A 10,006-nucleotide genomic window follows, 5' to 3' on the forward strand; every position below is an offset into this window, starting at 1 on the left:
GCCTTCTGCCGCAACTGCCTTGTGCCTGGCCTCTAGCAGTCCAGTACGGTTGGTGCAGCGAACAGCGTATCGACGCCTTCGGCGTACAGAACCGAGTCAGGAGCTCGATCAGCGAGAGCGGCGAAACCGGCGGCACGCAGCAGGCCATCGTCGAATTCAACGAGTTGTGCAGGTTGCAGCGGCCACGGTTCATGGTAGTTCCGGCAGTGCAAGGTGCGCCCAAGATGCCGCTGGTGGAACGCCCACTGTGCCGATAGCGCGATGGCGAGCTGCGAACCCGGGGTAATTGGATCGGCACTGGCAGAAGCTTCTACCGGACGCACGACGATGCGGGAACGTGCGCTCGGATTTCCGATGCGCCGTGCTGCATAGCTGATCGTGCCGGCCTTCTTCAGGATCTTCATGGACGACCACTGGTACTTCAGCCCGAAGACTGCCCGCGCCATGAGCACAGGTAGCAGGCGTGATGCTTCAAGGCTCAGGAATACCACTGCGCGGCGTCCTTGATTGTCAACGGAATAGAGGCGCACGTTGATCTCCGGGAAGTCACCCAACCACGGAATCGCAGGACCGGAGAAGAACGCACTGCGCGACATCTGGAAAGCGACGAGGCCCACCCAAGCGCTGCCGTCGACAATATCTGGCCGGCATCCTTCGGGCATGTACGGCGCCACCTCATCCGGGCTAACCCGCCAATGCAGGAACGCTACTTCGCTCCACCGTTGGCGCATGATCGCGTTGCCGCCTAGCGATGGCGGTTCAGGGGAGTACTGCAAGGATTGCATCAGTTTGGAATTCCTTGGAAATTGCGGTCGAAGGCTTATGCCGCTTTTGCCGGTCGCGAACCGGGATCGATGATCTGCTGATCGCGGAGTGAAGTATCGTTTACCGGCTCTGGCCTAATTGAATATCCAAAAGCGCCGTTGAGCAAGATGCGGGATCAGAATGGACTGCGTGGGAATCGAAGACCCCGGGATCAGTCATGAAAATCCATTGAAAATTGCGAAAACGAGTCCCCTGCCGGATTTGAACCGGCGACCGGCTCTTTACGAGATAGACGAAGGCGATAATTGAGTGTTCCGCAAGGTGCTATTTGGCCTAGATATAAGGCTATTTAGGTTGTGGGGTCACGGCATCTCAGAATTTACCCGGCAGTGTGTGCATACATTTGCACGCGCATTAGCCAGCACGTCATAGTGCCGTTCGTACGCTAGCGCGTAGCGTCCTTTGAACTTGCTCCCCCTATCCTGTCCAGTGCTCTATGTAGACTCACCGTAAAACCGTTTGAAGAAAGTGCAGGCATGAAAGAAACAGTATTCGCCCTAGTCTTTATGGCAGCGTGCGCGGTCGCGTTCTTCATCCCTGAACCATGGTGGATTTCGTTCCCGGCTGGCGTCATAGCCTTAGCCATAGGCGGTACCCTCCTAGTTCGGGCGTTGAAGGTGAAGCGCGCATGAAAAAGAAACCGTTGATGATTTTCGCACTTGCCCTGGCTGTGGTGTTCCTGCCTATGCCGTGGTGGCTACGTCTCCCGTCTAGCCTAGTTATCATGGCCGCCGCAATCATGCTTGTAGTCAATGACAGAAGGACGGAATAGCCAGTGAAGAAAATGCTTGCCGCCGCTGTGGTGACCACTCTCGCCCTTGCTGGTTGCTCTGCGGGTAATCAATCGGCAGATGCCACGCCAAGCGTCACAGCAACGCTCGGCGCGTCCACTAATGCCGAACCTGTTGCGCTATCTGAAGCTGATATTGCAAAAGCAAAGCAAAGCGCTATAGATTCAGGCCGGCCTGAAAACGCATGGGATAAAAATTGCATTGCTTGGCAGTGGCCCGAAGCTAAAACCAAAGGGCAAGCATGGGCCAATGAGCTTGGCAAAGAGTGGCTGAAATACCGAGGTGTCGATTGTCCAGACGCTATTGTCGTTCCTTTTTACGACATCACTTCATTTGAGCCGGGAAAGAATGGCGAACTGGTAGTGAACTATTCAGGGGATCCTCAATGGGACGGCAACGGTCTAATGGCGGCTCAGGAAATCATGACAGACCTCTCGAAATTAGATTTGGACCCGAAAATGGTAGTAGTCAGGTACGAGCAGAACGGGCTCGAAATGACCTCAGGCCAGCAATAGATTTAAACGAAAAATCGCTCCCATCGTTAGCCGGGGGCGACTTCATGCTAGTTGCCAATGATGTTTTGGATCCTTTGTATTTGGGCGACAAACTGCGTAGACGAATTCCCGCCGTACGGGTATGGATTCGGGTAGGCCTTGCCAACCGTCTTGTTAGTGGAGTTAACGGCTCATTGGTAATCCTGAAGGCCGTTTCGGAGTGCCTCCCAGGTCATGCTGCCCGCGTTCCGTCAATGTTTTTCGAGGGTTCCGTGGATGAAAGAAGCAAAGTCATTGGCACTAGCCCCTTGCTAACGACGGTCTTTGACATTCTCCAGCGACGCGTGGAGCCATTGGGCTATACCCCGATCAATCAATATCAAAGATTCATGGGTTGAAGTCCGAGGTGTGGCAGTAGAACAAGGAAGCGTCAAAACCGACGCTTCTAGGTCATCCGTTGAGATGGACTTGGATGTAGTCGATGCCCTTATATGCTGGAAGATTAGCCAGATTGAAGAACACGATGTCTTCACGATGCCTAACGGCCAACCTTTGAATCCCTTCCTACGTGGCAGAGCTCTTCGCAAAGCTACGCGTGGCGGCGGGCGCGCCCGCTCCCATATTGCACGGACTGAGGTATGAACACGCGGCCCTCATGGCGCAAGCTGGCGTTGATGTGATGATCATTTCAAAGCGACTGGGGCATTCGAATTTTGTGGTCACGAGTAGCTTTTACGGCCATTTCATGTCGAACGCCTCGCGCAATGCGGCATCTAAGGTGTCGCAACGGATGGATGCTAAGAACGATGATGTGCACACATTGCACACACAAGACGGTTTTTGGGCGCAAAAAACGCCCCTGCCAAAATCAATAAGATTCTGACAAGGGCGTTAGGCCGAGCCCCCTGCCGGATTTGAACCGGCGACCTGCTCTTTACGAGGGAGCTGCTCTACCCCTGAGCTAAGGAGGCCTGTACCTGCAAACAGGCACCACGTCACTTTATCCGAGGAATTGTCTGAACGTCAAAACGGCGACGACATCATCAGGCCCAATCAGCACCGGGTGCCGGCTTCGGGGACTTTGCCGTCAATCAGGTACTCATCCACCGCTTTGGTAATGCATTCATTGGAGCGTCCATATGCGGTGTGGCCATGGCCTTCATAGGTCAGCAGGGTCGCGTTGTCCAGCTGCTGCGCCAATGCCTCAGACCATGCGTAGGGGGTAGCTGGATCGCCGACGGTGCCAATGACGAGGATCTCATTCGAGCCTTCCGCGTCGAGGACTTCAGGCTTGCCAGTGGCGTCGTGGTCCCAGGCCTCGCAGGTGATGCCGCCATAGGCGAGATACTTGCCTAAGGTCGGGGCCGCACGCATCAACTCTGTTGCTTCGGCCTGCATCGCTTCTGGACTGGCGTCCATTGGACGGTCCAGGCAATTGATGGCGGTGAAAGCATCGGTGGAATTCGATGCATACGTGCCATCGCCCTCGCGGTCCGCCGAGAGATCCGCGAAGCCGAGGATCATATCCACATCCGCGTCGTTGACGGCAGCGTTCATCGCATCGGTCAAAATGGGCCAGCTGGAATCGTCATACAGCGGCAAGATGAAGCCGTTGATGAAGTCGATGATCGGCACTGCACGCCCGTCGCTGGCAGTCATTGGTTCGTTCTCCACCTGCGCAAAGAACTGCTGCAGCTGCACCTTGGCCTCTTCAACGGTTCCAGTGAACGGGCACTCGCCGCTTTCAAGGCAATTGGCGAGCCACGCGTCGATCTCCTTCTCGAAGCCAACGGCCTGGGCCAAGGTGAGGTCCGAAGCTGTGCTGGTTGGATCCATGGCGCCATCGAGTACGAAGCGGCCCACATTCCGAGGGAACAAATCAGCGTAGGTTGCTCCGAGGAAAGTTCCATAGGAGAAACCGAGGTAGTCCAGCTGTGCATCACCGAGCACAGCACGGATCACGTCCATGTCCTTCGCTGCCGAAACGGTATCGACGTGGCCTAGGAGATCGCCGGTATTGGACGCGCAGTCAGCTGCGTAGTCCTCGGTATCCTCGACAATTTCGTCCTGGTCTTCAGGAACCCAAGCCCGCAGGTTTTCCTGGCGTCCTTCATCGGTCTCGGCACCGCTTTGGCAGGTGACCGGGGAGCTTTCTCCCACGCCTCGCGGATCGAATCCGATGACGTTGTAGGCGCGCTGCAGGTCAGCGCTGAACATGCCTGGTACCGAGGACGCCACCAGATCCAGACCGGATCCACCTGGGCCGCCGGGGTTTACCAGCAGATTGCCTGTCGCACCGTCCACGGCGCGGCGGTTCAACGCCAGATCAATGCTCTCGCCTTCGGGATCGGCATAGTCCAACGGAACCTCTATGGTGGCGCATTCGATGATGCTGCCGCATTCTTCCCAATCGAGGTCTTGGCTGTAGAAGGATTCCAATCCTTCCGGCGTACTGGCGTTGGGCGCGGACTGCGACGCATCCGATGCGCCGGACTGCGAATCCGCTGTAGTGGAAGAGCAGCCGGCCAGGGTCAAAGCCAGAGCGGTCCCCACTGCGGCCAAGCGCATCATCGGTGAGCGTGCAGGCACTTTTAGTGTCTCCTTGTGATGGGTTAACGGCGTCCCGGCTGCGGCAGCAAACGGGTCATGAGTGCTTCCAGGGCCATGAGCTGGTTGACGTTGGCAGCCAAGCGGCTGCGCGTTTCATTGATGGCATCAAGCTGGGCCAAGGACTTCTCGCTGGACTGTTCCGCTGCGAAACGTTCGAGCTTCTCGCGCAGGTGGTCGTTGATCAGCTCAATTCCGGTTTTCAGCTGGATGCTCAAAACATCGCGGAAGAATGTGGTCAGGTCTGTCAGGGTACGGTCCAAGGCATCGAAAGCCGCACGCCGAGCGAATCGCTTGGCATCATCCTCCAGCGCCTTGAACTGTCCACGCAATCCAGCGGGGATGTTCTCCTCTGGACCCAAGCCGTTGGCGTGGCGCAGCTGGGCAATCTTGTTCTGCAGATCAGTGCCGGTAATGTTCTCGGCACGCTCGCTGGCCAGTTTGGAAATTTCTGCGGCAGCGGCCATCGCCTGCGGCAAGGTGGTGGTGCGCAACGGCAGGGTAACGACTTTTTCACGCTGGATGCGTGCTTGCTCGTCACGGGCCAGCAAACGGGCTACGCCAATGTGGGACTGCGAGACACGGGCAGCGAACAGCGCCTGTTCCGGTTCCAGCCCGTCACGGCGCACCAGAAGATCCGCAACATCCTGGGTGGACGGCACGGAGAGATTTACCGCGCGGCACCGTGACCGAATGGTCACCAGAACATCTGCAGGAGACGGGGCGCTCAGGATCCAGATCATCTTGGCGGGCGGTTCTTCAATGGCCTTGAGCAGCACGTTGGTGCTGCGCTCGGACATGCGGTCGGCATCTTCGATGATGATGATGCGCCAGCGGCCGGTGCCAGCACTTTCCTGTGCACGGGTAATCAGATGGCGGACGTCAGCAATCTGGTACTCGAATTTGTCGGTGGATACGAAGGACACATCCGGGTGCTCCGAATTCATGACCATTTTGCAGTTGGCGCACTGCCCGCAGCCGGCCGGGGCCTGGGTGCACTGCAAAGCTGCCGCGAAAGCCCGCGCCGCGGTGGTACGGCCCGATCCCGGGGGACCGGTGACCAGCCAGGCATGGGTTGGGTTGCCGCGATCAACCTCAGCGGTCAACGTGGCAATGACACGTTCCTGCCCGGCAAGTTCTGCGAAGACCGGCCGGGTCACAGCAAGCCTGCCAAATGCTGCGCAACCGACTGGTGCAGCTGCTCCACGCTGGCGGTGGCATCCAGGACCAGATAGCGCTGCGGATCACGGGCCGCCAAGTCGAGGAAGGCGTTGCGGATGCGTTCATGGAAATCATCCGGCTCGGATTCCAAGCGATCCGAATCCTCCACGCCGCCGCTGGCCGCAATGCGCCGGGCACGTCCCTGCGCGGCGGAGATATCAAGAATGATGGTGGCATCCGGCGTCAGTCCGCCGGTTGCGAAGTCGTTGATCGATGCGACGGCATCAAAGCCGAGGGCACGGCCCATGCCCTGGTAAGCCAGCGAGGAATCAACGAATCGGTCGCAGATGATGTGGGTTCCGGCATCCAGGGCGGGGGAGATGACCTGCTGGACATGGGCGGCACGCGCCGCCGAGTAAATCAGGGCCTCGGTACGGGCATCGATCTCGCCGTGGCCGTGTTCGAGCACCAAGGAACGCAGCTCTTCGCTGATCTGGGTTCCGCCTGGCTCACGGGTAGTGGTGACCTTGGCGCCACGGGACTCCAGCCACTGCTGGGCCAGGGCGACCTGCGTGGACTTCCCAGCGCCGTCACCGCCTTCAAAAACGATGAACAAGCCACGGGTTGGGGTACTCGATTCGATACTCACCCCACTAGCCTATCCAAGGACATTTAAAGATGTGCGTTGCAACGGCAGGATGTGCAACGAAAATGCACCCAGTGTGGTGGATCAGTCAGATGAAATGTAGTGAAATCCACCGGCTGGCAGCGTCAAAGGAAGCGTAGAGTTTTTTCCATGAACCCCCGCACCGCAGAATCAGGCGCCAATCCGGCCTGGGATCCGAAAACTTTGCTCGTTGCCGGCGGGCGTCCGGCCCATGGCTACGATGCTCCAGTCAACCACCCGGTAACCTTCACCTCGACCTACCACTCCAAAGGCCAGGCGGCGCCGGGTGAACGCGTATATGCGCGCTTCTCCAATCCGACCTGGGATCCGTTTGAAGAAGTACTGGGCCAGCTCGAAGCGGCAACGCTGCCTGCCCTGGTATTCTCCTCGGGCATGGCAGCTATTGCCGCCGCACTGAGCATCGTGCCAGAGGCCGGCGTGCTGGTGATGCCGCAGCATTCCTATAACGGTTCGCTGGCGTTGAGCTCAGAGCTGCAAGAGGCGGGACGGCTGAGCATTCGCCCGGTGGATATTGCCAACACCGAAGAAGTGCTCGCTGCCTTGGAGGGGGCCGATGTGCTCTGGGTGGAATCGCCAACCAATCCGATGCTGGAAGTCGCCGACCTGCCGACCCTGCTGGCTGCCGCCAAAGCGAAGAACGTCGTGAGCATCGTGGATAACACCTTTGCCACCCCACTGCTCCAGCAGCCGCTGGCTCATGGTGCCGACCTTGTAGTGCACTCGGTGACCAAGTACCTGTCGGGCCACTCGGACGTGATCATGGGCGCGCTGGTCACCAGCGACGAGCAGCTCCACAGCCGCCTGCACGGGTACCGGACCTTGCACGGCGCGATCGCCGGCCCGATGGATACCTTCCTCGCATTACGCGGGGTGCGCACCATGGCCGTGCGCCTTCAGCGTTCGCAGTCAAACAGCCAGGTGCTGGCAGAACGCCTGGCGGCACATCCCAAGGTGCAGGCCGTACGCTACCCGGGACTGCCCAACGATCCGGGCCACGTACGCGCCGCGGAACTCATGGGCGGGTTCGGGTCGGTGATCGCCTTTGAAGCGGGAAGCACCGCCGAAGAAGCGGACCGGGTACTGGAAGCCTTCCAGCTCATCACCGGCGCCACCTCGCTTGGAGGCGTGGAATCCCTGGCCGAGCGCCGGGCCCGCCACGCTTCGGAGCCGGCCAGCGTCCCGGCCAGCCTGATCCGACTGTCAGTAGGCATTGAAGAGGTGGAAGACCTCTGGGCCGATCTGCAGCAAGCGCTGGACCGGCTTTGATGCCAGCGGGCGCTGATTTCCGCGCGTGGCACAGCGCCAATCATTTGCGCCAAAAAGGTAGAGTACAAGCATGAACATGTTGCGCATGGCCCAAATAATCGAGTACTACATGATGATCGCTTTGAGCATTGTCATCGTTGCGCTCGCCGTCTGGGCTTTGGTTGATTGCCTGCGCCATGGCGCAGATCGTTTCGCCCAGGAAGGCAAGCGCACCAAGGGGTTCTGGCTTGGACTGACCGTCGCCAGCACCGCCGTGGCACTGCTTGGCATCTTCAGCCAGGGCGGAATCGGCTTCCTGCAGCTGATCGGCGCCTGCATCGCCTGCGTGTACCTCGCGGACGTCAAGCCTGCCGTCAGCGGCAAAGGCGGCGGCTGGTACAACTACTAGGCGTGCCAAGGCACCAAGTTTTCCCGAAGACCTGCATCCGCATCTTGGCGGACTGCAGGTCTTCGCACTTTAATCACGGGCCTTAACTTTCGCACGAGCAGGCTTGCGCATTGGTTAGGATGGATTACATGAGCCACACTTTGATTTTGCTTCGCCACGGACAGAGCGAATGGAACGAAAAGAACCTGTTCACCGGTTGGTACGACGTATCGCTGACCGAGAAGGGCCGTGCTGAAGCTGCCCGCGGCGGCCAGCTGCTGACCGAAGCTGGCTACAAGCCGGAGGTGCTTCACACCTCCTTGCTGACCCGCGCCATTGTTACCGCGAACCTGGCCCTGGAGGCCGCTGGCCGTTCGTGGATCCCGGTGAACCGCGACTGGCGCCTGAACGAGCGCCACTACGGTGCGCTGCAGGGCAAGGACAAGGCGCAGACCTTGGCCGAGTTCGGCGAAGAGCAGTTCATGGAATGGCGTCGCAGCTACGACACCCCGCCACCAGCACTGGATGATTCCTCGGAGTTCAGCCAGATCAACGACGAGCGCTATGCGGCGTTGGGCGACTCCGCCCCACGCACCGAGTGCCTCAAGGACGTGCTGGATCGCATGCTTCCCTACTGGGAGAACAACATCAAGGCCGACCTGTCGGCAGGCAAGACCGTCATGGTCACCGCCCACGGCAACTCGCTGCGTGCGCTGGTCAAGCATCTGGATGGCATCAGCGATGAAGACATTGCTGGCCTGAACATCCCAACCGGCATCCCGCTGGTCTATGAGCTGGATGACAACTTCCAGCCAATCACCAAGGGCGGAACCTACCTGGATCCAGCAGCCGCTGCGGACGCCATCAAGGCCGTTGCCAACCAAGGCCGCAAGTAGGACACGCTTTTCGGCGGCATCGAGGCTGCTGGCTACTCGCCAGTAGTTCGCGATGCCGCCGTCCGCTTGTTAACGCCGAGGTAACGCCAAGCGTCCGGCTGTGAGCGAAACAACTGCGCACGATTGTATTTTTGGCATTAGTATGCTGTAATCTCCTATTTCGAATAGGCTCAATGGCTCACGTTAGGAATGCAATTCGTGGCAACTGATTACGATGAAGTCCGCCCAGACGTTGCTGAGGCACGTAAGGCTTCTCTGGATGCGGTGAAGTCCGCAAACGCACCGGACGCCAAGTCGGTGGTGCGCGAGCTCGACGAGACCGACCACACCGATGGCATGGATCTGCCAGGTGCGGATCTATCCAACGAGGAATTGACCGTTACGGTCATTCCGCAGAAAGACGACGAGTTCATTTGCGGCTCGTGCTTCTTGATTCGCCACCGTTCGCAGCTGGTGCGCGAAGAGGGCAATGTAGGCTTCTGCGTCGAGTGCGAAGGCTAGAAGCCCGCTAGACGCTGGCGCCACTTGCGCGCCAACAACCTGCGAGGGCAGTCCACCGATCGGTGGACGGCCCTCTGCTGGTTTAACGGGCTGGATTCCCCGGATGGGACCGGACTCCAACGGCGGTCCCCGGGCTGCCCAGCGCTGCGTCGTGCGTCCGCTGGCATCCTGCCGGGCAATGGCTGGATGTGCGCTCACCGGGAGCGCATGGAGCTGCATGGCCGGACGAGGCGCAGCACTGCCATGCCAACGGGCCGCGAGTCGCGGCACGGTACCCAGTTCGCGCCGCGATGCGTAAGGCATCCCGGACCCCGGACAGCCAGTTCCAGTGCTTCCTGCCTTCCGGCCCGTTGCCGTAATCCGCGGTTCCAGTGCTGAATGAGCTGGAGAGCAAAAATGGCGCCTGCCAT

Annotated in this window: 10 protein-coding genes and 1 tRNA gene; 6 read left to right on the forward strand and 5 right to left on the reverse strand. The window is 59.2% G+C overall.

Annotated features, from left to right (window positions below):
• Positions 1-32 precede the first annotated feature (32 nt).
• Positions 33-785 carry a YqjF family protein gene (locus ACNPN0_RS08575; protein ID WP_448937427.1) on the reverse strand — a complete coding sequence of 251 codons (753 nt, stop codon included), beginning with the start codon at positions 783-785 and terminating at the stop codon, positions 33-35.
• Between the two features lie 815 nt (positions 786-1,600).
• On the opposite strand from ACNPN0_RS08575, the gene ACNPN0_RS08580 reads away from it, so the two are divergent.
• Together ACNPN0_RS08580 and ACNPN0_RS08585 are read left to right on the forward strand one after the other, a co-directional pair.
• Entirely contained in the window at positions 1,601-2,131 is a 531-nt protein-coding gene (locus tag ACNPN0_RS08580; RefSeq protein ID WP_448937428.1) for a hypothetical protein, read from the forward strand.
• A gap of 547 nt (positions 2,132-2,678) precedes the next feature.
• A complete protein-coding gene (locus ACNPN0_RS08585; RefSeq protein ID WP_448937429.1) occupies positions 2,679-2,993 on the forward strand; it encodes a tyrosine-type recombinase/integrase in 315 nt (104 codons plus the stop codon).
• 16 nt (positions 2,994-3,009) lie between these two features.
• On the opposite strand, the gene ACNPN0_RS08590 is transcribed toward ACNPN0_RS08585, so the two are convergent.
• The 4 genes from ACNPN0_RS08590 to tmk all read right to left on the reverse strand — a co-directional run bounded on the left by ACNPN0_RS08590 (position 3,010) and on the right by tmk (position 6,527).
• Positions 3,010-3,081, reverse strand: a tRNA-Thr gene (locus ACNPN0_RS08590).
• Positions 3,082-3,163: 82 nt separating this feature from the next.
• Positions 3,164-4,699, reverse strand: a complete 1,536-nt coding sequence (locus ACNPN0_RS08595) for an alpha/beta hydrolase (protein WP_448937430.1) — start codon at positions 4,697-4,699, stop codon at positions 3,164-3,166.
• A gap of 23 nt (positions 4,700-4,722) precedes the next feature.
• On the reverse strand, positions 4,723-5,877 hold the full coding sequence (locus ACNPN0_RS08600) for a DNA polymerase III subunit delta' (RefSeq protein WP_448937431.1): 1,155 nt from the start codon (positions 5,875-5,877) through the stop codon (positions 4,723-4,725).
• A complete protein-coding gene (tmk, locus tag ACNPN0_RS08605) occupies positions 5,874-6,527 on the reverse strand; it encodes a dTMP kinase (protein ID WP_448937432.1) in 654 nt (217 codons plus the stop codon). Before tmk ends, ACNPN0_RS08600 begins: the two co-directional genes overlap by 4 nt.
• A gap of 147 nt (positions 6,528-6,674) precedes the next feature.
• Between tmk and ACNPN0_RS08610 the strand changes: the two genes are divergently transcribed.
• The 4 genes from ACNPN0_RS08610 to ACNPN0_RS08625 all read left to right on the forward strand — a co-directional run bounded on the left by ACNPN0_RS08610 (position 6,675) and on the right by ACNPN0_RS08625 (position 9,596).
• Positions 6,675-7,832: a trans-sulfuration enzyme family protein gene (locus tag ACNPN0_RS08610; protein ID WP_448937433.1), complete on the forward strand. Its 1,158-nt coding sequence runs from the start codon at positions 6,675-6,677 to the stop codon at positions 7,830-7,832.
• A gap of 70 nt (positions 7,833-7,902) precedes the next feature.
• Complete coding sequence (locus ACNPN0_RS08615; RefSeq protein ID WP_105658787.1) at positions 7,903-8,220, forward strand: DUF2516 family protein; 318 nt, start codon at positions 7,903-7,905, stop codon at positions 8,218-8,220.
• A 128-nt stretch (positions 8,221-8,348) separates the two neighbouring features.
• Entirely contained in the window at positions 8,349-9,095 is a 747-nt protein-coding gene (locus ACNPN0_RS08620) for a phosphoglyceromutase (protein ID WP_105658786.1), read from the forward strand.
• Positions 9,096-9,293: 198 nt separating this feature from the next.
• Positions 9,294-9,596, forward strand: coding sequence for a DUF4193 domain-containing protein (locus ACNPN0_RS08625; RefSeq protein ID WP_038993831.1), 303 nt, complete (start codon positions 9,294-9,296; stop codon positions 9,594-9,596).
• The last annotated feature ends 410 nt before the right edge of the window (positions 9,597-10,006 follow it).

Source organism: Glutamicibacter sp. AGC84 (genome assembly GCF_053543575.1).